This window comes from Nocardia niigatensis NBRC 100131 (assembly GCF_000308655.1).
Lineage (GTDB): Bacteria > Actinomycetota > Actinomycetes > Mycobacteriales > Mycobacteriaceae > Nocardia > Nocardia niigatensis.
The window spans coordinates 69,071-93,246 of the sequence record NZ_BAGC01000108.1 but is presented as its reverse complement, the minus strand read 5'-3'; the positions used below and the strand labels follow the sequence as shown (position 1 = coordinate 93,246).

23 protein-coding genes are annotated in these 24,176 nt (G+C 66.6%); 21 read left to right on the top strand and 2 right to left on the bottom strand.

Features of this window, described 5'->3' with window-relative positions:
- Window positions 1–296 precede the first annotated feature (296 nt).
- The 9 genes from ON33_RS42405 to ON33_RS32870 all read left to right on the top strand — a co-directional run bounded on the left by ON33_RS42405 (window position 297) and on the right by ON33_RS32870 (window position 9,107).
- Window positions 297–449 carry a hypothetical protein gene (locus ON33_RS42405; protein ID WP_040863038.1) on the top strand — a complete coding sequence of 51 codons (153 nt, stop codon included), beginning with the start codon at window positions 297–299 and terminating at the stop codon, window positions 447–449.
- A gap of 487 nt (window positions 450–936) precedes the next feature.
- The gene (locus ON33_RS32905) at window positions 937–2,193 is read left to right on the top strand and encodes a glycosyltransferase (RefSeq protein WP_083869475.1); all 1,257 of its coding nucleotides are present in this window, start codon (window positions 937–939) and stop codon (window positions 2,191–2,193) included.
- The gene (locus ON33_RS32900) at window positions 2,190–3,296 is read left to right on the top strand and encodes a polyprenyl synthetase family protein (protein WP_040863037.1); all 1,107 of its coding nucleotides are present in this window, start codon (window positions 2,190–2,192) and stop codon (window positions 3,294–3,296) included. The genes ON33_RS32905 and ON33_RS32900 overlap by 4 nt, the downstream gene beginning before the upstream one ends.
- A 13-nt stretch (window positions 3,297–3,309) precedes the next feature.
- Entirely contained in the window at window positions 3,310–4,836 is a 1,527-nt protein-coding gene (gene crtI, locus ON33_RS32895; RefSeq protein WP_040863036.1) for a phytoene desaturase family protein, read from the top strand.
- Window positions 4,833–5,822 carry a phytoene/squalene synthase family protein gene (locus tag ON33_RS32890; RefSeq protein WP_051153264.1) on the top strand — a complete coding sequence of 330 codons (990 nt, stop codon included), beginning with the start codon at window positions 4,833–4,835 and terminating at the stop codon, window positions 5,820–5,822. The genes crtI and ON33_RS32890 overlap by 4 nt, the downstream gene beginning before the upstream one ends.
- 9 nt (window positions 5,823–5,831) lie before the next feature.
- Window positions 5,832–6,182 (top strand): lycopene cyclase domain-containing protein, encoded by a 351-nt coding sequence (locus tag ON33_RS32885; RefSeq protein ID WP_040863035.1) that lies wholly within the window; start codon window positions 5,832–5,834, stop codon window positions 6,180–6,182.
- Window positions 6,179–6,508, top strand: a complete 330-nt coding sequence (locus ON33_RS32880) for a lycopene cyclase domain-containing protein (RefSeq protein ID WP_040863034.1) — start codon at window positions 6,179–6,181, stop codon at window positions 6,506–6,508. The genes ON33_RS32885 and ON33_RS32880 overlap by 4 nt, the downstream gene beginning before the upstream one ends.
- Entirely contained in the window at window positions 6,508–8,097 is a 1,590-nt protein-coding gene (locus ON33_RS32875; protein ID WP_040863033.1) for an FAD-dependent oxidoreductase, read from the top strand. Before ON33_RS32880 ends, ON33_RS32875 begins: the two co-directional genes overlap by 1 nt.
- Window positions 8,094–9,107, top strand: coding sequence for a DUF5914 domain-containing protein (locus ON33_RS32870; RefSeq protein WP_040863032.1), 1,014 nt, complete (start codon window positions 8,094–8,096; stop codon window positions 9,105–9,107). The genes ON33_RS32875 and ON33_RS32870 overlap by 4 nt, the downstream gene beginning before the upstream one ends.
- Window positions 9,108–9,569: 462 nt before the next feature.
- Here ON33_RS32870 and ON33_RS32865 read toward each other — a convergent pair whose 3' ends face one another.
- Window positions 9,570–9,899 carry a MerR family transcriptional regulator gene (locus ON33_RS32865; protein ID WP_040863082.1) on the bottom strand — a complete coding sequence of 110 codons (330 nt, stop codon included), beginning with the start codon at window positions 9,897–9,899 and terminating at the stop codon, window positions 9,570–9,572.
- A 163-nt stretch (window positions 9,900–10,062) separates the two neighbouring features.
- Between ON33_RS32865 and ON33_RS32860 the strand changes: the two genes are divergently transcribed.
- From ON33_RS32860 to ON33_RS32840, 6 genes are all read left to right on the top strand, one after another.
- On the top strand, window positions 10,063–10,485 hold the full coding sequence (locus ON33_RS32860; RefSeq protein WP_040863081.1) for an Hsp20/alpha crystallin family protein: 423 nt from the start codon (window positions 10,063–10,065) through the stop codon (window positions 10,483–10,485).
- Window positions 10,486–11,005: 520 nt separating this feature from the next.
- Entirely contained in the window at window positions 11,006–11,224 is a 219-nt protein-coding gene (locus ON33_RS32855; RefSeq protein WP_040863031.1) for a hypothetical protein, read from the top strand.
- Window positions 11,225–11,282: 58 nt separating this feature from the next.
- Window positions 11,283–11,546 carry a cold-shock protein gene (locus tag ON33_RS44295; RefSeq protein WP_063711118.1) on the top strand — a complete coding sequence of 88 codons (264 nt, stop codon included), beginning with the start codon at window positions 11,283–11,285 and terminating at the stop codon, window positions 11,544–11,546.
- Between the two features lie 33 nt (window positions 11,547–11,579).
- A complete protein-coding gene (locus ON33_RS41900) occupies window positions 11,580–11,819 on the top strand; it encodes a hypothetical protein (RefSeq protein WP_157184848.1) in 240 nt (79 codons plus the stop codon).
- Between the two features lie 760 nt (window positions 11,820–12,579).
- Entirely contained in the window at window positions 12,580–13,050 is a 471-nt protein-coding gene (locus tag ON33_RS40240) for an STAS domain-containing protein (RefSeq protein WP_051153262.1), read from the top strand.
- 667 nt (window positions 13,051–13,717) lie between these two features.
- Window positions 13,718–15,103, top strand: a complete 1,386-nt coding sequence (locus tag ON33_RS32840) for a YhgE/Pip domain-containing protein (protein ID WP_083869472.1) — start codon at window positions 13,718–13,720, stop codon at window positions 15,101–15,103.
- 521 nt (window positions 15,104–15,624) lie between these two features.
- On the opposite strand, the gene ON33_RS32835 is transcribed toward ON33_RS32840, so the two are convergent.
- Window positions 15,625–16,782 (bottom strand): 3-ketosteroid-9-alpha-monooxygenase, oxygenase component, encoded by a 1,158-nt coding sequence (locus ON33_RS32835; RefSeq protein ID WP_040863030.1) that lies wholly within the window; start codon window positions 16,780–16,782, stop codon window positions 15,625–15,627.
- A 573-nt stretch (window positions 16,783–17,355) separates the two neighbouring features.
- Between ON33_RS32835 and ON33_RS32830 the strand changes: the two genes are divergently transcribed.
- The 6 genes from ON33_RS32830 to ON33_RS32805 all read left to right on the top strand — a co-directional run bounded on the left by ON33_RS32830 (window position 17,356) and on the right by ON33_RS32805 (window position 24,161).
- Window positions 17,356–18,732, top strand: a complete 1,377-nt coding sequence (locus tag ON33_RS32830) for an MFS transporter (RefSeq protein WP_040863029.1) — start codon at window positions 17,356–17,358, stop codon at window positions 18,730–18,732.
- The gene (locus ON33_RS32825) at window positions 18,722–19,141 is read left to right on the top strand and encodes a MarR family winged helix-turn-helix transcriptional regulator (RefSeq protein WP_040863028.1); all 420 of its coding nucleotides are present in this window, start codon (window positions 18,722–18,724) and stop codon (window positions 19,139–19,141) included. The genes ON33_RS32830 and ON33_RS32825 overlap by 11 nt, the downstream gene beginning before the upstream one ends.
- A gap of 37 nt (window positions 19,142–19,178) precedes the next feature.
- Window positions 19,179–19,970 carry an N-acetylmuramoyl-L-alanine amidase gene (locus tag ON33_RS32820; protein ID WP_040863027.1) on the top strand — a complete coding sequence of 264 codons (792 nt, stop codon included), beginning with the start codon at window positions 19,179–19,181 and terminating at the stop codon, window positions 19,968–19,970.
- Between the two features lie 125 nt (window positions 19,971–20,095).
- Window positions 20,096–22,051 carry an APC family permease gene (locus ON33_RS32815; protein WP_051153261.1) on the top strand — a complete coding sequence of 652 codons (1,956 nt, stop codon included), beginning with the start codon at window positions 20,096–20,098 and terminating at the stop codon, window positions 22,049–22,051.
- 98 nt (window positions 22,052–22,149) lie between these two features.
- Window positions 22,150–23,055 (top strand): metal-dependent hydrolase, encoded by a 906-nt coding sequence (locus tag ON33_RS32810; protein WP_040863026.1) that lies wholly within the window; start codon window positions 22,150–22,152, stop codon window positions 23,053–23,055.
- Complete coding sequence (locus tag ON33_RS32805; RefSeq protein WP_040863025.1) at window positions 23,052–24,161, top strand: PDR/VanB family oxidoreductase; 1,110 nt, start codon at window positions 23,052–23,054, stop codon at window positions 24,159–24,161. The genes ON33_RS32810 and ON33_RS32805 overlap by 4 nt, the downstream gene beginning before the upstream one ends.
- Window positions 24,162–24,176 lie beyond the last annotated feature (15 nt).

The following is a 24,176-nucleotide window of genomic DNA, read 5'->3' as shown; positions in this document are numbered from 1 at the left end:
GTAGCCGCGATGGATAGACCTCGCTTGCCGAACGCGGAGCGCGATACCCGGCGAGCGCGTGCTGATAGTCGGAGTCTACGAGTGTCGCGTCAACGCCGAGAACGACGATGGCTGAATCGGTCACATTCGACGTCTACCAATCATTGCCATGCCCAACGTCCAGGCTCGATTTCACTCATGCCGTTTCGGTCAAGTCGTGGTTCTCCCTCTTCGTGGCGGTACTCGGATTTGATCCTTCTCTTCGCCCGCCGAGTGTCTTTCGGAGAAATGGATATGCTTCGTGCCATTGTTGAGCAATGCTGACACTCATCGGTATTCTGCTGATCATCTGGCTGGTGCTGGTGGTACTCGGGTTTGTCGTCAAAGGTCTGCTCTGGCTGGCGATCATCGGTGTTATCCTATTCCTGCTGACAGCGGCCTGGGGAATGGTCTCCCGGAACAAGAGCTGAGGTCGGCGTTGAGGCGCTCGGCCGCCGCTCGGACTCGGCTGAACGCGGAATTCCGGCGCTGTTGTTCGGTGGGTCGGTTCGGTGCGGGCCGATGCCCTTGCGGATGCGCGGCCAAACAGCAGCGTGCACCGATCGTGGTGCTGTGGTCGCAGGCTTCGCCGACCGCGGCTTCTGTTCCGTGGAGAGTGGTCGCGGATGTTGGGCAGGACCGGGATGGGAGGGATTCGTATTGCCACAGAGGTAATCGGGTCCGGGCGCTCGAGATCGCCCTCGGGAAATTCGGTCAGCGGTCCCGGCTGATCAGCGATGGCAACTCTGAGTGCATCGAATTTGCATCGTTTGAGGTACCATCGTTTTTGATCGAATCCGAACGGCTCGATGGGGAGCCGGATCGGCTGTAGGCAACAGGGCGAATGAGCAGCGGAGGAGTCGCGGCGTGGCGCGATATCTCGTGGCAGCGAGTCCGATTCCCGGACACGCCGCTCCCATGCAGGTCCTCGCCGCGGGTCTTGGTCGTCGCGGTCATGAGGTGCGCTTGCTCACCGGTGCGATATTCCTTGAAAAGGCTGTGGCACAAGGCATTCCCTGTGCGACGCTCGAGGCCGATACAGCTGTGACATCCAGTGAAGTGCCCGACGGACGGGTATCTGGCCTGCCGCGCCGATGGCGGAACGGCCGCGCAGACCTGCGCGCCAGCTTCCTCGAACCGATAGAGAGTCAGTTCCGGGCACTCACCGCCCAGCTGGCCCGAACGGAATTCGACGCCGTGTTCGTCGACGTGATGTTCACCGGCGCCATTCCGCTGCTGCTCGGGACACAGCCACGACCGCCGGTGCTGGTGTGCGGTGTCGTTCCGCTGATGCTGTCCAGCACCGATGTCCCACCGTTCGGCATGGGCTGGCAGCCGCGACCCGGCCGCGACTACACGGCGATGAATCGATTCGTTCGACAGGTGCTGTTCAGAGCGGACCGCAGACGGCTGGATTCGATGCTGAGCACGCTGGGGCTGGGGCCTTTGCCGGTCTATCTGCTCGATTGGCCCCTGCTCGCCGACCGGCTGCTTCAGTTCACCGTGCCCAGCTTCGAATATCCGCGCGGCGATCTGCCGCGCACGGTGGTGTTCACGGGACCGCTTCCGGTCCCGGTTCCCGGGGAGGCCGTGCTGCCGACTTGGTGGAGCGAACTGTCCACGGGGAAGACTGTCATCCATGTGACACAGGGGACCTGGAACAATACCGATCTCGGCCAGTTGATCCGGCCCACGCTGTCGGCATTGCGCGGGCGGGCCGACGTAGTCGTCGTGGCGTGTACCGGCGGTTCGTCCTCGTCGATCGGACCTGTCCCGGGGAACGCCCATGTCACCGATTCCGTGCCCTACGGTCACCTGCTGCCACGGGTGGACGTGATGATCACCAACGGCGGCTACGGCGGTGTGCAACAGGCGCTTTGCCACGGCGTACCCGTGATCGTCGCGGGAGAGACCGCGGACAAACCGGAGGTCGCGGCGAGGGTGGCCTACGCGGGAGCGGGGATCGATCTCGGTACCGCGCGCCCGGGATCCGGCGCGATAGCTGCCGCGATCGATCGGGTGCTGAGTGTCGGTGAATTTCGTTCCGCAGCCGCGAGATTGGGGCGAGAAATGACGAGAATGTCGCCGTTCGAAGTGATTTCGGGCGTGCTGATCGATATCGGGGCCGCCTCATCCCGGCCGGCCGTTCCCTCACGGAACTGTCTGTCGCGATGAGCACGGTGTCCTTCGATCCCGCTCGAGCATCGCTCGGACCGTCGGTGCCGGATCTCGCCACGGGATTCCAGAGCTGGCATTCCGATACCCGTTCCCGGGTGCTCGCCGAACTCACGAACTTCCTGGACCGGGTGCGCGTGCACGAGCTGTCCGCCGTCGGCGTGGACGCCGTGCTGGCACAGTACGCCGTCGGCGGAAAATGCCTGCGGTCGGCGTTCATGTACCTGGGCTGGTTGTGCGCCGGCGAGCCCGACGCCGCGGCGGTGCGTGCTTCGGCGAGCTTGGAGCTGCTGCACGCGTTCGCGTTGCTTCAGGACGACGTCATGGACGACGCCGTGCTACGTCGGGGGTCCGATGCCGCCCACATCCGTCTGTCCGCTCGACAGGGCGGCCGAACCGGCGTCACACCGAATTTCGGAACGTCGGCTGCGACCCTGCTCGGCGACATGTGTCTGGTCTGGGCTGAACAGATGCTGCGCGAGAGCGGCGTCGGTGCCGACGCACTGGCTCGATTGTGGCCGCGATACGACGCGATGCGGATCGAGCTCGCGGTGGGCCAGTTCGCGGATCTGGGCAACGACATACGAGAGCGTCCCAGCCTGGAGACCGTGCTCGGCATCGCCCGCGCGAAGTCGGGCAACTACACCGTCCGGCGGCCGCTCGAATTGGGTGCTGCGCTGGCCGGTGCGAGCGAGCGGACGCTGAAAGCCCTGGGCCACTACGGAACTCGGATCGGCGAGGCGTTTCAGCTGCGTGACGATCTGCTCGGAGTCTTCGGCGCGGATTCGATCACCGGAAAGGCGCAGGACAGCGATCTCGGGCAGCACAAGGCGACCAGCGTGGTGGTCGCCGCGCTGGAGATGGCTCCGGCGACCACTCGTCGCGAGCTGTCGGAACTGGTGAACCGGCCCGAACTGGACCACGCCGCGATCGATCGCTGCAGGACGCTGATCGCGACATCGGGTGCGCCCGAGCGCATCGAGGAATTGATCGCCGACCGGGTCGATGATGCCGTGCGCGCAATACAGGAGCGCGCGCTCGGCGGGGATCGGCGCGCGGCACTGGAACAGATGGCGTTGCTGTGCACCGCACGGCGGTTGTGACGAGAGGAAACCGATGCGCACGGTCAAGGGACACAGCGACCACGTCGTGGTGGTGGGCGCCGGTCTGGCGGGCCTGTCCACCGCGATCCATCTGGCCGGGCGCGGCCGATCGGTGACGGTGGTGGAACGAGAAGCGGTGCCGGGCGGCCGGATGGGCAGGCTGGATCTGGGCGGGTACCGCGTCGATACCGGTCCGACGGTGCTGACGATGCCCGCGCTGATCGACGAGGTCTTCGCCGCCGTGGGGGAGCGGATGGCGGATCGATTGGATCTCCTCCCCGTCGATCCCGCCTACCACGCGACATTCGCGGACGGCCGAACCCTCGAGGTGCACAGTGACGAGGATCGGATGGTTCGGTCGATCACCCGCTTCGCAGGCCCGGACCAGGCCGCGGGCTATCGCAGGTTGCGTAACTGGCTCACCCGCCTGTACGCGACCGAGTTCGATCGGTTCGTCGCGGCGAACTTCGACTCTCCGCTGCAGATGTCGATTCCGGCGCTCGCCGGCCTCGCCGCACTGGGCGGATTCCGTCGCTGGGATCGCAAGGTCGGCGAGTTCATCACCGATCCCACGTTGCGGCGCGTATTCACCTTCCAATCGCTCTACGCCGGAGTCGCGCCCGAACAGGCGCTGGCGGCATACGCGGTGATCGCCTACATGGACACCATGTCCGGGGTCTATTTTCCGCGCGGCGGCATGCGGGCGGTGCCCGACGCACTCGCGGCGGCGGCCGAGAACGCGGGCGTGCGCTTCCGCTACAGATCCAGCGTGACCGAGTTGGAGCGCTCCGCCGGGCGGGTGGTCGCGATACAGACCGATCAAGGCGAGCGGATCGCCTGTGACGCAGTGGTACTGACGACCGAACTGCACCGGGCCTACGAATTGCTCGGGCACCGCTCGCGGCGTCCCGTCGCCGTGCGGGCCGCGCCGTCGGCCGTCGTACTGCACGTCGCGTGTGCGCGGGACGCGCGAATTCCGCATCACAGCTTGTTGTTCGGGGAGGCCTGGCACGCCGCTTTCCGCGAGATCATCGACCAGGGCCGGGTCATGAGCGATCCGTCGTTGCTGGTGACCCGTCCGACGGCGAGCGATCCGGGCCTGGCCCCCACGGGCCGCGATCTGCTCTACGTGCTGGCGCCGGTGCCCAATCTCGTTCGAGGCGATATCGATTGGGAGCGGTCGGGAACCGGGTACGCGGAAGAAATTCTCGAACTCGCGCGCGCCAGACTCGGGGCGGAACTTCGCGACGCCGAGGTGCTGCGGATGGTCACTCCCGCCGATTGGGCCCGTCGGGACATGCTGGCAGGCAGCCCGTTCGCGTTGGCGCACACCTTCGCTCAGACCGGTCCGTTCCGGCCCGCCAACATGATTCGCGGAGTGGACAATGTCGTGCTCGCCGGCGGGTCGACCGTTCCCGGGGTGGGGATCCCGCCGGTGTTGATCTCCGGACGTCTGGCCGCCGACCGCGTCACCGGGCATCGGCGGGCCGACACCAGTGCCGTCACCGCCGGCGCCACCTCGGTTCGGATGCCGAAATGACGCGCGCCGAACTCGACGCTGCGGGCATCACCGACCCGCGCCTGCGCCGGTCCTACCAAATCTGTCGCGAGCTCAATGCCGCTCATGGCAAGACCTTCTTTCTCGCGACCCGGTTGCTGGCGCCCGACCAGCGCCCCGCCGTCCACGCGCTCTACGGCTTCGCCCGCCGCGCTGACGACATCCTCGACGAATTCGACCCCGCGCTGACACCGTCCGAGCGAGCGACCCGATTGCACAAGCTCGCCGGGCAATTCGCCGCCGCCGATTCCGCCGGTGATCCGGTTCTGGCCGCGGTACTGCACACCGCGCACAGCTACCGGATACCCGGGCACCTCTTCGAAGCGTTTCTGGCATCCATGCGGATGGACTTGTCGGTCACCGACTACCCGGACCGGCAGGCCCTGGACAGCTACGTCTACGGGTCGGCGGAGGTGATCGGCATGCAGTTGTTGCCGATCCTGGGCACCACCGAGTCGGTGGCCGCGGCCGCGCCGTATGCGGCCGCGCTCGGAAAAGCCTTTCAGCTCACCAACTTCCTGCGTGACATCGACGAGGATCTGGCGCGCAATCGGGTGTACCTGCCTGCCGACGAACTCGCCGCCCACGGGGTGGACCGGGACCTGCTGCGGTGGTGCCGGAACCGACGCCGCGTCGATCCGAAGGTGCGGCGCGCGCTGTCGGAACAACTCGAGATCACCAGGGGCATCTACGCTTACGCCCGACGCGGAACCGAACTCCTGGCGCCACGCTCGCGGCCTTGTGTCGAAACGGCGGCGGTGCTGTACGGGGAGATCCTCGACCGCATCGAAGCCAGTGATTTCGAGGTGTTCGGCCGTCGGGCCAGGGTGGGGACCGGACGCAGGATCCTGGTCGGGACAGCGGGTTTCGTGCGCGCGTGGCAGGCACGCCGGACTGCCGGTCCCCATCCGGTACCGGACGAAACAACGCCACCGTTCGAGACCGCCGATCCCCGTGAGCACAGGTGAGGACAGGATATGGACCACTGGCACTACCTGTTCGTCTTGGCGGCCTGCGTTGCTGTGACCGCACCGCTGGAGCTGTTCGGCCGAGGCGTCTACCGGCGTCCGCGCCTGCTGCTCGGCGCGCTGTGGCCGGCGGCGGTGCTGTTCGTGGCCTGGGATCTGATCGCGATCGCCGCGGGCGTGTGGAGCTTCGATCGCCGATACACCCTCGGGGTGACGCTGCCGGGAGCGATGCCGCTCGAGGAACTGCTGTTCTTCCTCGTCGTACCGGTTTGCGGTCTGCTCACCTACGTCGCGGTCGAGAACATCCTCGCGGTGGGATGCCGTCGCTTCGGCAGCGCGAGGAAGGCGACCCGGCAATGAACTTCACGGGAGCGGGATACACGCTGCCCGCGGTCGCCGGCGTGGTGACCGTGTGCCTGACCGAGTCGATGATGATGCGTACCGGGTTGTTCCGGCGCCTCGCATACTGGCTGACGATGCTGATCGTCCTCGGATTCCAGACCCTCGTCGACGGATGGCTCACCACGGGTCCGGCGCCGATCGTGGTGTACAACCCACACCATATTCTCGGACTTCGATTTCCGTGGGGAATCCCCGTGGAGGACTACCTATTCGGGTTCGCCCTGGTGACGGCAGTTCTACTGGGATGGGAACGCACACGGCAGCGACGGGAAGGCTCTCGGTGATGACCATACCGAGCACCGGTTACGGCCGCGATCGGCGGCGGGTGCACTACCCGGCGGTACCGGGACATCGCGACCTCGGACGAGTCGGACCCGCGCCGCGAGTGGCTGTCGTCGGCGCCGGAATCGCGGGCCTGGCGGCCGCGACCGGACTGGCCGAACGCGGATGCCACGTGGAGGTTGTGGAACGGGAGCGTTATCTGGGCGGTCGCGTCGGAGCTTGGAACGAGCGGCTGGCCGACGGCACCGCCGTCGGCATGAACCGCGGCTTCCACGCGTTCTTCGCCCAGTACTACAACCTGCGAAAGTTGCTGGGGCGCACCGATCCTCAGCTGCAGCGGTTGCACCGGCTGGAAGACTATCCGCTCGTCGACGCGAACGGGCGACGCGACACCTTCCGCGGGTTGCCGCGAACTCCGCCCTGGAACGCCTTGGCTTTCGCGCTGCGCAGCCCCACCTTCCGATTACGGGACCTGGTCCGGATGAACCCGCAAGCCGCCGCTCCGCTGGCAGCGGTCTCGGTGCCGGAGATCTATGCCCAGCTCGATCATCTGGACGCAGAGACGTTTCTGCGCGACATCAACTTCCCGGAGTCCGCTCGGCACTTGGCATTCGAGGTGTTCTCGCGCAGCTTCTTCATCGAACCACGGCGGATGTCCGCCGCCGAGCTCGCGGCGATGTTCCACATCTACTTCCTCGGCTCCAGCGAGGGCCTGATCTTCGATGTGGCGCGAGACAACTTTGACGTCAGCCTGTGGAACCCGCTGGCGGACCATCTGACCGCGCCGGCCACGCCGGAACGGCCCGGTAGCGTCCGGTTCCACCGCGGTGTCTCCATCGACAGCGTCGACACCCGAGGCGAGGGATTCCAGCTTGCCGACGACACCGGGGCGACCATGGCTGTCGACGCCGTCGTTCTCGCCGTCGACATCGCCGGCCTGCGCCGCATCGTCGCAGCCTCGCCGACACTGGGCGACGCCGAATGGCGTGCACGCGTAGCCGCCTTGGAGCTCGCTCCGGCATTCGCGGTGCAGCGGCTGTGGCTGGACCGGCCGGTCCGCGCCGACCGAGCATGTTTCCTCGGCACCGGAGGTCTGGATCCGCTCGACAACATCAGCGTTGTGAACCGCTATGAATGGCAGGCGGCCGACTGGGCCCGCGTTACTGGCGGCAGCGTCGTGGAACTGCACGCGTACGCGGCGGCCGCCAGGATACCCCCGCCCGCCGAAGGCGCCGAGCTGCGTGGTCGGCTGCTGGCACGGTTGCACGCGTTATATCCGGAGACCGCGGCGGCGGAGATCGTGGGGGAGTCCATGCTCTGGCGTCAAGACTGCCCGCGCTTCTCCCCGGGTGACTTCGCCACACGCCCGGGCGTGACGACCCCGCACCCCAGGCTGGCCCTCGCCGGCGACGGCATCCGTGTCGACCTGCCGGTCGCGTTGATGGAACGCGCCGCGACCACGGGCTGGATGGCGGCCAATTCGCTGCTGCGCCAATGGAATGCGGCCGGACACACCCTGCACTCGGTCCCCGCGCGCGGGCGCTCGGCGCTCCTGCGCTCGCTCGCGACCCGTGAAAGGCGCCTGCGATGAACATTCGCACCGAACTCGCCTCCTGGCCGAAGAGCTCTCCGTTGCAACGGTTCTCGCCCGAGAAGTGGTCACGTCAGCGACCCACCTATCAGGACGCCGATCCCTGTCTGATCGCGGCCGCCTTGCGCTGGTCGCAGCAGCGCCCGTCCGGTAACTGGTACGCCATCGCCGCCAGCACCGCGATCCGCCACGATCGGCCGTTCGGTACGAGAGTCGGTGGCACAGAGGTGGTTCTCTGGCGCGATGAGACGGGCGGCCTGTACGCCGGGCCCGGCGCCTGTCCTCATCTGGGTGCGCCGCTGTCCACCGCGCAGGTCGAGAACAACGCGCTGATCTGCCGCTGGCACGGCATGCGAGTAGGGTCCACCGAGAGCGCGTCGCGGTGGTGCCCCTACCCGAGCCATGACGACGGCGTGCTGGCCTGGGTGCGGCTGGACGCCCTCGGCGGAGAGTCGCCGACCGACGCGCCGATACTGAGTGAACGGCCTGTGGATACCACGGTGCATGCGGTGACGCGGCTGGTCGGGGTATGCGAGCCGCGCGACATCATCGCCAATCGACTCGACCCGTGGCACGGCTCATGGTTCCACCCCTACTCGTTCGCCCATCTGGACGTCACCCGGACGCCGCCGCGCGAAGGGATCACCGAGGAGAACCACCGGTTCTTGCTGACGGTGACGTTCCGGGTGACCCGCCGACTCGGTGTGCCGGTGCAGGCCGAGTTCAGCTGCCCGGATCCACGCACCATCGTGATGCGCATCGTCGAGGGCGAAGGAACAGGAAGCGTGGTCGAAACCCACGCCACCCCACTGGGTCTCGGTCCGGACGGTCGCGCCCGAACCGCGGTGGTCGAGACCACTATCGCGAACTCCGAGCGGCCGGGTTTCCGGCACGCGCGCCGGGCACTGCCCCTGTTGCGATCCGCGATGAACCACGCTGCGACCCGCTTGTGGCGTGACGACCTCGCCTACGCCGAACGGCGTTATCAATTGCGCACGCACCAGAGGTAGAGCCGCGGTCACGGTTGCGCGGGCGCGCAATGGCTCACCCATACTCGAATGGCGCCGGATAGCGGGGTTGAGCGGCACGGTTCGCGGAGCGTTCCTACGGAACAGTGTGAGCTGGACCGGAAGTCGCGATGTACGGTGTTCCGTTGGCCTTTCGGCTTCCGGGACATCCGATCATTTCGCCCAGACAACAGATCGAGTGTGAAGCCCGCTGTCTACCAATCGATTGCGCCATATCTACTGCTGTTTCGGCTGTTGTCGATGTTCGAAGTCCGGTTGCCCGCTTCGCGCTGAACCGGCGGCCGCTCTCGGCGCGGGAACCCCGCACGGTGGTGCGCGTTGCCGGGCATGTCCGATGCCGTACGTCGCGGATGTCCGTGCGGCAGCCGGGGCCCGCGCGATGCCCGGATCGACAGCACCCCATATCACCGTTCATGCTCCGGCGAATCCGCCTGCCGGACGGGGTCAGCGCTGGTTCGGGTCGCGGTCGCGTTGCGCGGTGAGGGCGTTGTTGGTTTCGCGTAGCGCGGTGTTGGCGTCTTCGAGGTCGAGGATGCGCGCGATACCGGCGAGGTTGATCCCTTGTCCGGCCAGGGCGCTCACGCGTGCCAGCCGTGCGAGGTCCTCGCCGCTGTAGCGGCGGGTGCCGCCGGGGCTGCGGACCGGGGTGATCAGCCCGTGTTGCTCGTAGAGGCGCAGGGTCTGTATCCCGACGCCGGCCAGTTCGGCGGCCACCGAGATCGCATACACCGCCTGCCCAGCCGGTGGCAGATGGCCGTTTGCACCTTCTGGCATCTGCTGTGTCTCCCGTTTCTCGCTCATGGACGCCTGCCTGAAGATTACCTCTTGCTGGTACTTGCACTCGACTGGGTCGAGTGCTAAATATTATCTCTGTCAGGTGACAGAGGTTATCTGAATTTCCTTCGATCGAGATTGGAGTGAACCGGAGGTGGCGACCATGCTGATGCGTACCGATCCCTTCCGTGACCTGGATCGTTTGACGCAGGCCGTGTTCGGCACGCCGGCGCGTCCGGCCGTGATGCCGATGGACGCCTGGCGCGAGGGTGATGAGTTCTTCGTGGAATTCGATCTGCCCGGCATCGACCCGGACTCTCTCGATCTGGATGTCGAACGCAATGTGGTGACCGTGAAGGCCTCACGCCCGGAACTGGATCCGCGCCGGTCGATGATCGCCGCGGAACGCACCCGCGGCGTGTTCTCCCGTCAGCTGTTCCTGGGGGACAACCTCGACACCGACGCGATTCGCGCCGACTACCGCGACGGCGTGCTGCGCCTGTCGATTCCGGTCGCGGAGAAGGCCAAACCCCGCAAGATCGAGATCACCCGCGCCGAGCCCGACCGTCAGGCCATCAACGTCTGACGCTCCGGCCCCGGCCGTCACGGGAGAGGTGGTGGGTCCTGTGATGATGAGCCCGATCGGTGAGACGACCAGGAGATCGGCCGCGCGGCGGTGGTGGCTCGAGCCGGGGTTTGCGGGGTTGAACCCCGACATCGAGGAGTTCTCCGCCGAGGTCGATGGCCCACCCCAGTCGGCGCGCTGCGCCCGATAGTCACCCAGCTTGTGAAAGTGAGGTGATGCCTGTCAGACCTTGCGACACAGTGGTTCTCGCGTGGGGGCCAGGCAGTCGACCCCGAGCCTGCACCCTCGCAGCGCGTCGTCGCCGACCCGCGTGTTCGCGACGCGGCGCCCGGCCACCGCACGTGGCAGCAGCAGGCACTGTGATACCGCCCCCACGGTGAGACACCTACTCGCATCACACAGTTCGAGATCCCCCTCCATCGACGGGTGAGCCCGTTCAGCGGCATGCTTGCGGGCTCACCCGGCCCCCCTTCCCTACGGGCAACCGCTCGGTCCGCGCAGCGCGGAAAGGAGACCACCGATGACCGCTGTCTTTCCGGCCGGCAGCGACCTCGACCGCGCCGAACAGCACACCCTCGTCGACGCCGACGACCGCGAACTCGGCCCCGACACCACCGCACTGCACCCACTGGCCGAGCGTGTGCGCGCCGTATTCGACGCCGCCGATATCGCCGACCATATCGACCAGAACTGGATCACCCCCCAACCCCGCGATGACTACGACTGCCTCGCCTATTGACCACGCACACACCAGCACTCACCCGGACGCAATCCTGCCCCGCTGGCATCGCGCCCGGGTGGGATGGTTCGACGCCGCGAAGGGATTCGGGTTCCTCACCCCCGACACCGGCCCGGCGGTGTTCGTCGACTACAGCGTGATCGACGTCCCCGGCTACAAGAACCTCACCGCCGGACAACCCGTCATCTACACCGCCACCGACAGCGGGCGCGGACCCGAAGCCACCCGCGTCATTCCCTACCCCCACACCATTGCCGGCCACCACCACCGCACACCAGGTACGGCACTGCGCCGATCCCGTTGCCGCGCTCGCGCGGCCTGACACCGGCCAACACACCCAGATCGGAGAACCTCCGTGACCACCGCTATCGCCGGCAGCGACCACACCCCGGCCCCCAGCATCCGCAGCGAACCCGACACCCTGGTGGTGTACTGGCCCGAACCCAGTCACCTACGCCCGTGGTGGGACACGATCATGGGCCCCGCCATGCCCGCCGACCCCGCGGTCCCCCGATCCCCCGACCCGCGCCACCCCCGGGCCCGAAACCCCCACCTGCCCCGATCCAGACCCGCCCGAAGCGCCACCCATCGCTGACCCGGCCACGCCCGCGGGGGCCGCGCAGGAGCTTCGTTGCATTTTCGGCGAGACCTGCGGGGCACACCGACCGCATCACCTTGCACCCGATCGTTTTCCGAACATATGTGGATGGTTATGGCAGGCCGAGGTTCAGCGTTGGTGGGATGGTCAGCAGGGATTGTGGTGACGGTGGGCGAGGACGACTGGCTCACGCTCAGCGATGCAGCCGAGTGCGCGGGGATGAACGTGGAGGCGTATGTCTCCTGGAGTGTGCGGCTGCTGGCGCTGCAGGCCCGCCCGGGTGAGGCGAAGCAGCGTGGGGTCGCCGCGAACAGTCCGGGGCAGCGCGCAGGCCAGCCCAGCGAGGATTCGGAATCGGCGGCGTGGACGGAAAGCTTCGCGCAGCGGTTGTCGCATCGCACCGATCGCTGTCCTCCGGATACCGAGCTGTGGCTGCAGCAGCGCCGCGCGGTATGGGGGAAGGATCGAAGTGCCTGCGCGACGAGGGGTCGGCTCGTTGGAGACTCGCCGCGCACGCTCTTGCCGGACTGCGATCCACGCCTGGCTCAGTTGGAGGCGGGGATCTGTGGATCTGCCGGGCTGACGTGCCCGACCCGCAATGACGACCGCAATCTCTGTGGGGGAGGTCACGGGTGTATCTCACCGCCATCTTGGGTACCCCGTTTTCACGGTTGAAAACCAGCAGCCCAGTCTGCGCCCGGGTCTCTCGGTGCGGGCGATACGCAATACGGCCGTCTCTTCTCTTTGCGGGTGTCGTATGCAACCGGACAAGGATCTGATCCTGATGCCGAATTCGTTCATCGTCGCTGGTGGATCGGCGAAAGCCGACTGGTGTGGATCCACCCAGCTCGGAGTCGCCTACAGCACGCCCTCGCCGTCGATAACGGTAATGACCGTCACCGGCGAGATCGACTACAACACGGTCGAGGTGTTCCGCGAACATCTCGGGCATGCCCTCACCGTGGGTCCCCGGTTGGTGGTGGTGGACCTGTCGCGGCTGACCTTCTTCAGCGTCTCGGGGCTGAAGGCCGTGCTCGACGCACAGGCACTGGCCTGCCGGCGCCGCAGAGTTCTGCGAGTGGTCGCCGGAGCTCGCTGCGTCGACCGGCTCTTCGAAGTCTGCGTCCCGGCGCACGGCCTGGTACTCACTGACACGATCTCCGCCGCCTGCACCCCGCAGCCACACACCCGCAGAGCGGTCAGCTCTCACCGCGTGTTGTCGGCCTGACCGGTCGAACACATATACCTGCCACGCCCTTCCGGACAAGGGGGTGCGTTGGCGGTACAGGTCTTTCGCCAGGGATGGCGCCGTGCAGGTGCTCGCCAGCCAGCGCCGCCAAATCCGCTGCCTGGCAAAGCAGTTCGCCGGTGAGGGCCTGGAGTTGGTGACGGCGAGGGTCATGGACGTCAGGCAGTTGCGGGTGTAGAGAACGAACCGCGCGGCGGAGTGGCAGGGAGTCGGTGTGCTGCTCTGACAGCCGCCGCGGGACTCGGATGCTCTGGTCGAGGACTGAATCGTGTTGATGCTCAGTGCTGCTCTCCACGGCTGATGGCCGCCCCCGAATCGGGCAGACGGAACGCGTTGTGCCCGTCCAGGCCGAGATGGGCCACACGAACGAGGACAGCCGGGTGACGTCCGGTTGCGGACCTGGAAGTCATGGGCGCGCCGTGAGTCCAGGGCGCGATGGAGCCGCTGTCGTCAGTTCAGTGTCCACCCGCGAGTTGGCCGGAACAGTGTTGTCGGCCACTGGGGCAGCGGTCGTAGCGCTGAGAGCGATTGGTATGTCGCGGCTTTGGTCCTCTCGCGCGGTGACGTCCGGCACTGGGTGCCGCGCCGGTGCGGAAACGATCGTGAAAGGCGCTGGTGCGGACCAGCGCTGATGGGAGGACGACAGATGAATACGCGCGATGACGCCCCGCGGAGCCCTGCGAACCGGGCGCGGGTGTGGTGGGTCTGGTTCAACCCGGCGGTGGTGATCGCGGTGCTCATCGCGGTACTGGGCGCGATGTATCTGGCCTATGCGGCCGACCCGGAGGCCAATCTGCACGACTTCCCGATCGCTCTGGTCAACTCGGACGAAGGAGATGTGATCGACGGGAAGCCGACGAATGTCGGCGATCAGATCAGCAGTGCGCTGTCGAGTTCGATCCCGGCCGCCGAAGTGCGGTTGCGTTTGGTCGGGGCCAACGAGGCGGGCCTGCTGATGGATGACGGGAAAGTGTTCGGCGCCATCGTCATTCCCAGCGATTTCACCAAACGGCTCGGCATCCTCGCCGCGTCCGGGGTGGTCCCCGGTGATGTCGAGCGGCCGATCCTGACCGTCGAGACCAATCCGAGGATCGGGCCCTACGCGACCGCCACGGTGACGCGCATCGCCGATCGAGCGCTCACCGCGGTGAACACCTCGGTCGGACGACAGCTCTCCGACACCGTGACCGCCACGCTGAACTCGCACAATGGTGCTCCCGCAACCGAATTGACCGGAGCCGCCCGTCTCGCCCTGGACCAGCCGATCAAGGTGGTGGTTGTACCGCACCGTCCGCTCGCCAGCGGCACCGGACAAGGTCTGTCGGCGTTCTTCTACGCGCTGACACTGGTCTTGGCCGGATTCATCGGCGCCATGATCATCCATACGATGGTCGACGCCGGTCTCGGTTTCACTCCCACCGAGTACGGCCCGTGGTTCGCGCACCTGCCGTCCGTGCCGATTTCCCGCCTCCGCACCCTGATCTACAAATGGCTGACAATGCTGGCGGTGGCGCCGGTCGCCTCGGCCATCTTGCTGGCTGTCGGAGCGTGGCTGGGCGTGCCCGACCCGCACGCACTCGCCCTGTTCCTCTACAGCGCCCTGGTCATCGCCGCGGTCGGTGTCACCGCCCTGTCGGTGCTGGCGGCCTTGGGCACCGCTGGCTTGCTGGTGAACCTGGTGCTGTTCGTCGTCCTGGGCCTGCCCTCGACAGGCGGCACGATCCCGGTGGAGGAGACGCCCAGACCTATCGCGTGGCTGTCGCATTTCGAGCCGATGCGACAGGTCTATCTGGGCATCCGGGCCATTTCCTACTTCGACGCTCGCCTCGCCGCCGGTCTGTCGCGAGGACTGTGGATGTCGCTGCTCGGCCTGGCGTTCGGCATCACGCTGGGCATCACCACGACCTACCTCTACGACCGCCGCGGCATGACCAGAACGGCAGCGTCCCCGACCGGCACTCGTATCGCGCTGAGCAAGCTGAATCGGTCGCCATCGGGCGCGCCCGCGGCATCACTTTCCCGGATGTCATAGCGGGCGTGAGTATTCCGCAACCTGCCCGCCAGGATTCGAACCTCCGGCCGCCAGGATCGCAGACAGGCTCTATCTGCCGGCTGTGAGCGGGCAGAGGCCGGGGCGGTCGATTCCGCGCGACGTCTCGACTACGGGACGGGTCGGACAAGTCCATCGGCTGCGGACTGTTCGATGGCCGCGAGCAGCTGGTGATGGCGCAGGGCGGTCTCGAAGCTGGGATACGGCTGACGACCTGCGGCCTGGCCCGCGCGACCTCCTGATAGAGGGCTGTAACGTTGGCCGGTGGGCCGGACTGGACGCTCGCCGGGACCGTGCGATAGGTGTCGGGCACGGCCGGCACCTCGTCGTCGATCCGGATATTCCAGTCGTCCCAGTGGATGAATGTCCCGGGCTGGGTGGGGGTGGCAGTCAACGTGCCGTCACTGCCGACGAGCTCGAGCAGGAATCCGTCCCGGGCAGGCCCGTTACCGCCGTGCACAGTGATCGAGGCGGTGGCGCCGCAGGCCAGCAGTCGAAGCGGGTTACAGTTCCGCGCGCTTGGACAGGTTCTCGGCGACCTCGACCTCCCATGCGGAGTTGGCTTTGGTGGTGTCGACTTCGAATTCCAAGCGCTGCACCGATTTCGGGTCGATGTCGGCGACGTCCACATAGAACTGCTCGTACCAGCGACGCAGGTGGTAGACGGGGCCGTCTTCCTCGCAGAGCAGCGGGTTGTCGATCTTGGATTTGTGTTTCCAGATCTCCACGTCCTGGAGGAAACCGGCGCTGATTCCCTCCTCCATCTTGGCTACCAGCATGTCGGCGGCGTCGTCGGGTATTCCGGCGGGCTTGTGCAGGGTCATGCCCCACTGCAGGACGAACGAGTCGTGGCTGACCGGGTAGTGGCAGTTGACCAGGACGCTTTCGACCTCGAAGCCGCCGAAGCTGTTGCGCAGTGGGTTGATCATGTACGACGGCCCGAAGTAGGAGGCTTCCGAGATGAGTACGGTGTCACCGTATTCGGCGGCGAACCCGATGTCGGTACGGGGCTTGGTCGTCAGGTACTGCGTGGCGACGTGGCCTTCGAAGACGTTCTTGAAGTGGACCGGGAACGCGTAGTGGATGTAGAAGAAGTGGGCCATGTCCACGATGTTGTCGACGATCTCGCGGCAGTGCGCGCCCTCGATCAGCAGTGAGTTCCATGTCCACGGGGTCCACTCGTCGCTGTGGCCACCGTCTGCGAGGCAGGGGCCCTCGATCAGTGGGATGGTGACTTCCGGTGTGGGCGGGTTGTTTTCGTGGTCGTGCCAGACGAACAGTTGACCATTGCGCTCGAGCGTGGTCCAGGCGCGGGTGCGGGCCAGGGGAGGCACCCGCCGCGCATACGGGATGTCGGTGCACTTGCCCGCGCCGTTCCAACGCCAATCATGGAATGGGCAGGCGATGTCGCCGTTCTTGACCTCGCCCCGTGACAGGTCGCCGCCGAGGTGACGACAGTAAGCGTCCAGTACATGCAGCTCACCTGCTTGATCGGCCCACACGACCAGCTTGGTCCCGAAAGCTTCTCTCGCATGCGGTTTCCCGTCCCGGAACACCGCCGCCAGACCCAGGCAGTGCCACCCCCGCGCGAACCGCGCAGGCGCATCGCCCACATCGATCTGACGAACACTGGACGTGTGTTTCGGTGGAGTCGTGACCATCGTTGTCTACCTACCCAGTGCGCCAACACATTCGGAACGCTCTCAGCTTCGAGGCAAGTCCGTGGCAACGCAAACTCTCGAAGGCGGAACAGTGTGACCGTCATCGACATTCGAGCTGGCAGAACACATTCCACGACGAACAACCGTGTCTCAGCTCACTACCCTGCCGACGCGGTATGCAGAGCAATGGTTTGCCAAGTGCGGCGGCTGGAGGCATCCGCGCGCAGCCTCGGCCGGCCCCGCGGTGCAGCGGCGGGGCCGACCCTGAGGCGCAATCGCGAATCCGCCTCGGTCTGCGAGTAGGTCCGGGTCCCAGCCTGTGATTTCTGCTGGGGCCCAGACCTTCCGGCTCGAGCGCGGGCCGGATACGCCCAGTCTCCGTGAAGTTCGGGGCCTATCTCGGCTCGGCCGTGCGTGGGTGCGGCTGGGTGTGATTATCGGCCGGTGACGGCCGGATACGAGAACCGTCACGCTACTCAGCGGTCTGTGGCAACCATCGCCTGTCTTCACATGTGACCTGCGCCATTCGTCCGGGGCCTTGCCTCGTGACAGTTGTGTATTCACAATCGTTGTGTGCTTACAACTGTTGAGGGGCTGAGCGAGCGCAGGAAGACGATCATTCTGGTCACCTGCTGTTTGAGTCTGCTGATCTCGTCCATGGACGCGACCATCGTGAATGTCGCGATTCCCACGATTCGCCATGATCTGGGGGCGCCGCTGTCGCGGCTGCAGTGGATCGTCGACGTTTACACGCTCACGCTCGCCAGTCTGCTCATGCTGTCGGGTGCGGCCGCGGACCGCTTCGGGCGTAAGCGGGTGTTCCGGATCGGGCTGCTCACCTTCGCGCTGGGGTCGCTGCTGTGCAGTATCGCGCCGAGTATCGAGGTGTTGATCGGGGCGCGGTTCGTGCAGGCGGTTGGCGGGTCGATGCTGAATCCCGTTGCCATGTCGATCATTACGACCACTTTCACCGGCGGGGTGGAGCGGGCTCGGGCGGTCGGTGTGTGGGGTGCGGTGGTCGGGATCTCGACGGCGCTGGGGCCGATGGTCGGTGGGGCGCTGATCGACAGTCTGGGGTGGCAGTCGGTGTTCTGGATCAATCTGCCGATCGTGGCGGTCGCGTTGGCGTTGACCACCGTGTATGTGCCGGAATCGAAGTCGGCGAATCCGCGCGGGATGGATCCGATCGGGCAGGCGCTGGTCATCGTGGTGTTGTTCACGCTGGTGTTCGGGCTGATCGAGCGGGAACCCGCGGTATTCGTGGTGTCGGCGCTCGCGCTGGCGGGGTTCGTCCGGCACGAGTCGCGGCATCCGTCGCCGTTCATCGATCTGCGGTTCTTCCGCAGCTTCCCGTTCTCCTCGGCCACCGTCATCGCGGTCTGCTCGTTCGCGGCGCTGGGCGCGTTCCTGTTCGACATGTCGCTGTATCTGCAAGGGAACCGGCACTTCTCGGCCGTGCACACCGGCCTGCTGTACCTGCCGATGGCGCTGGGCATGCTGTTCTTCTCGCCGCTGTCGGGGCGGCTGGTGGGCCGCTACGGCACCCGGCCCTCGCTGCTGGCCGCCGGTGTCCTGATGGCCGTGGCCGCGATCGGCCTCACCCTGCTGCACCCGGACACCCCGATCTGGCAGCTGATCGTCACCTTCACGCTGTTCGGCATCGGCTTCGGCATGGTGAACGCGCCGATTACCACCACCGCGGTCAGCGGCATGCCGCTCGATCGCGCGGGTGCGGCGTCCGCGGTGGCGTCGACCAGCCGCCAGGTCGGCGTGAGTCTCGGTGTGGCACTGTGTGGTGCGCTCACGGGCGCGGGATTGTGGTGGACCATCACCGGTTTCGCCGCCGCGGTCACCGCGCTCGGCGTCGCCGCCAATACCGACTGGGCGTACCGTTCGCGAGACCGCGTCGCCCCCCTGCTCGAACAGAAGGTCCCCGCTCATGCCGGATGACACGCCCACGACCGATGTGGTCTGGCGCCAGCTCACCCACCTGGTGATGGACACCCGCGACGGCTGGAAGCGGGCGGTGGTGGAGCGAACCGGCATGCCGTTCAGCCGGATTCGCATCCTGCGCCGGCTGCTGCCGGGCCCGCTCACCGCGAAGGAGCTGGCCCGGGCGGCCACCATGGACGCCCCGGCCACCACGGTCGTGGTCAACGATCTCGAGGAGCGCGGCCTGGTGATCCGCGAGATCGACCCGGCCAATCGGCGCTGCAAACTCATCTCGCTCACCCGTGCAGGGCAGGAGGTGCTGGCCGAGGCGCTCGCCACGCCGGACCCGGCGCCCGCGGAATTGGCCGCCCTGAACCCCGCCGACCTGCGCGCACTCCACGAACTGCTGCGCAAACTCGAACACTGACTTACCTGTTCGTGATTCAACCGTTATCGTTTGTCCCGTGCGACACCGAACCTGGAAGTCCCTGGCGGCCCTCTGCGGCGCCCTGCTGATCGCGGGCAGCGGCCAGAGCATCGCCGCCGCACCGGTTTCGGGGTCGCTCGCGCGCCCGGCGCCGGAATCTCCTGCCCGCCCGCTGTTTCCGATCGCCGGCCAGACGGTCGTCCTCGATCCCGGCCACAACGGCGGCGGCGCGGCGCACAGCGACGAGATCAATGCCCAGGTGCCAGACGGTCGCGGCGGCATGAAGCCCTGCAACACCACCGGCACCAGCGGTGACGACGGTTACACCGAGCACGAATTCAATTGGGATGTGGCCCAGCGCGTGCGCGACCTGCTCAGCGCCCGCGGCTACCAGGTGATCATGAGCCGCGACAGCGACACCGGCGTCGGCCCGTGCGTGAACGACCGCGGCACCCTCGGCAATCGGGTCGGCGCGGCGGCCGTGGTCTCCATTCACGCCGATGGCGCGCCCGCGGGCGCCCACGGCTTCCACGTCGCCTACTCCTCGCCAGCGCTCAACGACGCCCAGTCCGGGCCGTCGGTGCGGCTGGCCACCGCCCTGCGCGACACCATGGCCGGCGCGGGCTTCACCACCTCCACCTACGTCGGCTCGGACGGGTTGAACCCGCGCGCAGATCTGGCCGGGCTGAACTTCTCCGAGCGCCCGACCGCCCTCGTCGAGTGCGGCAATATGCGAGATCCCGGCGACGCCGCGGTCATCGAATCACCGGATGGCCGCGCGCGATTCGCGCAGGCCATCGCCAATGCCATCGCGGCCTATCTGGGCTAGCACACCAGGCTGAACGACTCACGGCGCGGGCACTGTCTGTGCCCGGTTTGCCGTGAGTACATTCGTCACGTCATTTACGGCATAATTTCGGGAAACCGGACCAGCAGAGTTCCGGGGAGGACTCCTTGACCACGACCGACGTTCGGCCGCGCTCGCGATTCGCGAACTGGCTATTGGAAGACGCCGGGGAGCACTACTCGCAGATCCCGGGCCCGATGGCCAAGAAGCCTCCCAAGGAGCATCAGCATTCCTGGTGGAAGGTGATGTGCCTGACCGGTGTCGACTACTTCTCGACACTGGGTTATCAGCCCGGCATCGCGGCGCTCGCCGCAGGTGTGCTGTCGCCGCTGGCGACCATCGTGCTGGTGGCCCTCACCCTGCTGGGCGCATTGCCGGTCTACCGTCGCGTGGCCCGGGAAAGTCATGACGGTGGCGGCTCGATCGCCATGTTCGCCAAGTTCATGCCGAGCTGGTGGGGCAAGGTCTCCATTCTGGTGCTGCTGGGCTTCGCGGCCACCGACTTCACCATCACCATGACGCTCTCGGCCGCAGACGGTGCAGCGCACATCGTCGAGAACCCGTATGTTCCGTCGTTACTGCAGAACCAGAACATGACCATCACGCTGGTCCTGCTGGCGTTGCTGGCCGCGGTGTTCCTCAAGGGATTCAGTGAGGCCATCGGCATCGCGGTCGGGCTGGTCGGCGCGTATCTGGCGCTGAATCTGGTTGTCGCCGTGGTCGGCATCGCGAAAGTGCTGCAGGCGCCGCACCTGGTCACCGACTGGTCGCATCTGCTGACAGCCAAACACGGCAATATCTTCGCCATGATCGGCGTGGCCCTGCTGGTCTTCCCGAAGCTGGCGCTGGGTCTGTCCGGTTTCGAGACCGGGGTCGCGGTCATGCCGCAGATCAAGGGCAATCCGGCCGATTCCAAGGAATATCCCCGCACCCGGATCAACGGCACCCGCAAGCTGCTGACCACCGCCGCGGTCATCATGAGCGGGTTCCTCATCGTCACCAGCTTCATCACCACCATCCTCATTCCGGAGAAGGAGTTCGAGGAGGGCGGGCAGGCGAACGGCCGCGCGCTGGCCTATCTGGCGCACGAGTATCTGGGCAATGCGTTCGGCACGGTCTACGACGTCAGTACCATCGCCATCCTGTGGTTCGCGGGTGCCTCGGCCATGGCGGGCCTGCTCAACCTGGTGCCGCGCTACCTGCCGCGCTTCGGCATGGCTCCGGAGTGGGCGCGGCAGACCCGGCCGCTGACCCTGGTTTTCGCGCTCGTGTCCTTCGGTATCACCTGGTACTTCGATGCCAGCGTGGACGCCCAGGGCGCGGCCTACGCGACCGGTGTGCTGGTGCTCATCACCTCCGCTGCGGTGGCCGTGACGATCTCGGCCCGGCGTAAGAAGCAGCACACGCGCGTGCTGGGCTTCGGCGTGGTGTCGCTGATCTTCGTCTACACCACGATCGACAACATCATCGAGAAGCCGGCCGGTCTGCACCTGGCCATCCTTTTCGTGGTGGCGATCATGGTGGTGTCGTTCGCCTCTCGGGTTCGCCGGGCTTTCGAGCTGCGATCCGTCGAGGTGATCTTCGACGAGAAGGCCTGCCGGATGATCGATCAGCTGGCCGAGCGCGGCGAGATCCGCATCGTCACCCACGACATCACCGATGGGCGTTCGCCCGAGGAGTACGCGGAGAAGGAAGCCGACCAGCGTCGCGAGAGTCACATCCCCGAGACGGAGCCGATCCTCTTCCTCGAGGTCATCGTCAAGGACCCGTCGGAGTTCAGCACCGAACTGCACGTGACCGAGGTCAACGTGGAGGATTACCACATCCTCACCGTCGAGGCCGCGGCCGTGCCGAACTGCATCGCCTCGATCCTGATCGCGATCCGCGACCGCACCGGTGAATGCCCGCATGTGTACTTCGAGTGGACCGAGGGCAATCCGCTCATGAACCTGATGCGCTTCATGTTCTTCGGTGAGGGCGAGGTGGCGCCGGTCACTCGCGAGATCCTGCGCCGGGCGATTCCGCGGCGGTCGCAGCGGCCGCATGTGCACGTCGATAGCTGACCGAGGCCGAAAAATCTAGGTGTAACTCCTGGTTTCATACATAGGTAGAATATTGCTACGCTCACGCAGCAAACGCGATATTGAGACCAGGAGTACCGATGAAGCTACTTCCGAAGCTGGGCCGCCGACCGGTGACCGAACCCGGAGAGGTAGCCCTGCATGCCCGGAATGTGCAGTTCGATTGGTCGCGGACCGAACCGGTCTGGTTGAAGCAGGAACCGATCGCCTCGCACGTCCTCAATGCTCTTAGCATGCTGCTGCCCGAAGGTGAGCGCATGTTCCTGGTGACCTTCGGCGAGGCCCTCGAACTGGTCAAGGACGAGAAGCTGCGCGAGGCCATGATCGGCTTCATCGGCCAGGAGTCCATGCACGCCGAAAGCCACCACGGCGCGCTCGAAGCGGTGCTCGAGGCGCACGGCATCGACGTGGAACCCTATGTGCGGCAGGCGGAATTCCTCTTCCGTAAAACCCTGGGCCCGCGCACCGAAGGCACCCCGGCCGCGCTGCAGCAGCAACTGGTCGAGCGGCTCGGCGTCATCGCCGCGCTCGAGCACTTCTTCGCCTTCCTCGGCGACTGGGTCATCAACGCCGACCTCGAGCAGTTCGACGCCGACCCGCAGATGCTGGACCTGTTCCGCTGGCACGGCGCCGAAGAGGTCGAGCACCGCATGGTCGCCCATGACGTGGCCGAGTACTTCGAGGTCGGCTATCTGCGCCGCGGGGCGCTCATGCTGATGGTGTTCCCGATCTTCATCGCCCTGCTGTTGCGCGGCACCAAGTTCCTGGTGCACGCCGACCCGTCGCTGCCCAACCATCGCTACCCGATGCTGGTCGGGCGGATCTTCGCGGCCATGTGGCGCGGTTCCGTGCCCGGGATCCCGTCGCTGCTGGTGAGCGCGCTGTCCACCTTCAAGCCGGGCTACAGCCCCGAGGGTGTCGGCTCGACCGCGCAGGCGATCGCCTACCTGGCGCAGTCCCCGGCCGCCCGGGCGCTGGCCTCGTGAGCGCGATCCGACCTGTTCCGGTAGCAGCGCCACAGGACCTGTTCGGTAAGGGGCGCGCGGACCGGACCACCCGGGTACTGGACTTCATCGCCGAAAGCCGTTTGCGCTGGACCACTTTCGTGAACCGGCGTGAACCCGATGTGCGGGTGAACGACTGGCGGATCCCGCTGGTGGTGGCCGAGCGCCGGGTCGAGGCCCACGACACCGACGTGATCGGCCTGTTGATGACCGCGCCCGATGGTCGGGCGCTGCCCGAATGGCGGCCCGGCGCGCACCTGGATCTCGAATTGCCCTCGGGGAAGGTGCGGCAGTACTCGCTGTGCGGCGATCCGGCCGACCGGCACGCGTATCGCGTTGCGGTGCGGCGTATTCCGGACGGCAACGGCGGCTCGCTCGAGGTGTACGGGGAGCTCGCCGTGGGCACCCAGGTCACCGTGCGGGGGCCGCGCAACGCCTTCCCGTTCGTGCTGCCGGGCTACGGATCCTCGGCCGCCCGAGTGCATTTCGTGGCGGGCGGCATCGGCATCACGCCGATCCTGCCCATGATCCGGATGGCCGACCGGCTGGGCGTGGAGTGGAGCATGGTGTACGCCGGGCGATCCCGCGACACCATTCCGTTCCTGCCGGAGGTGGAGTCGTTCGGCTCGCGCGTGACCGTGCGCACCGACGACGAGCACGGCATTCCCAGCGCCGCGGACCTGCTGCCCGGCGTGGGTCCCGACACCTCCGTCTACTGCTGCGGGCCGGTCGTGATGACCCAGATCATCGCCGACGCCGTGCGTGAGATGCCCGGCGTGGAACTGTATTCCGAGCGCTTCTCGCCACCGCCGGTGGTGAACGGCACCGCCTTCCGGGTGGAGCTGGCCCGCACCGGCGAGGTCATCGACGTGCCCGCCGACAAGTCGGTGCTCGAGGAAGTGCTCAAAGCCCGTCCCGACTCGTCGTATTCGTGCCGGCAGGGTTTCTGCCGTACCTGCGTGGTGCGGGTGCGCTCCGGCGAGGTCGACCATCGCGACACCGTGCTCACCGACGCCGAGCGCGCGGCCGGCGACATGCTCATCTGTGTATCCCGTTGCGGCGGGGACCGTTTGGTGCTGGACATCTAGCGCCGTCTCTCAATG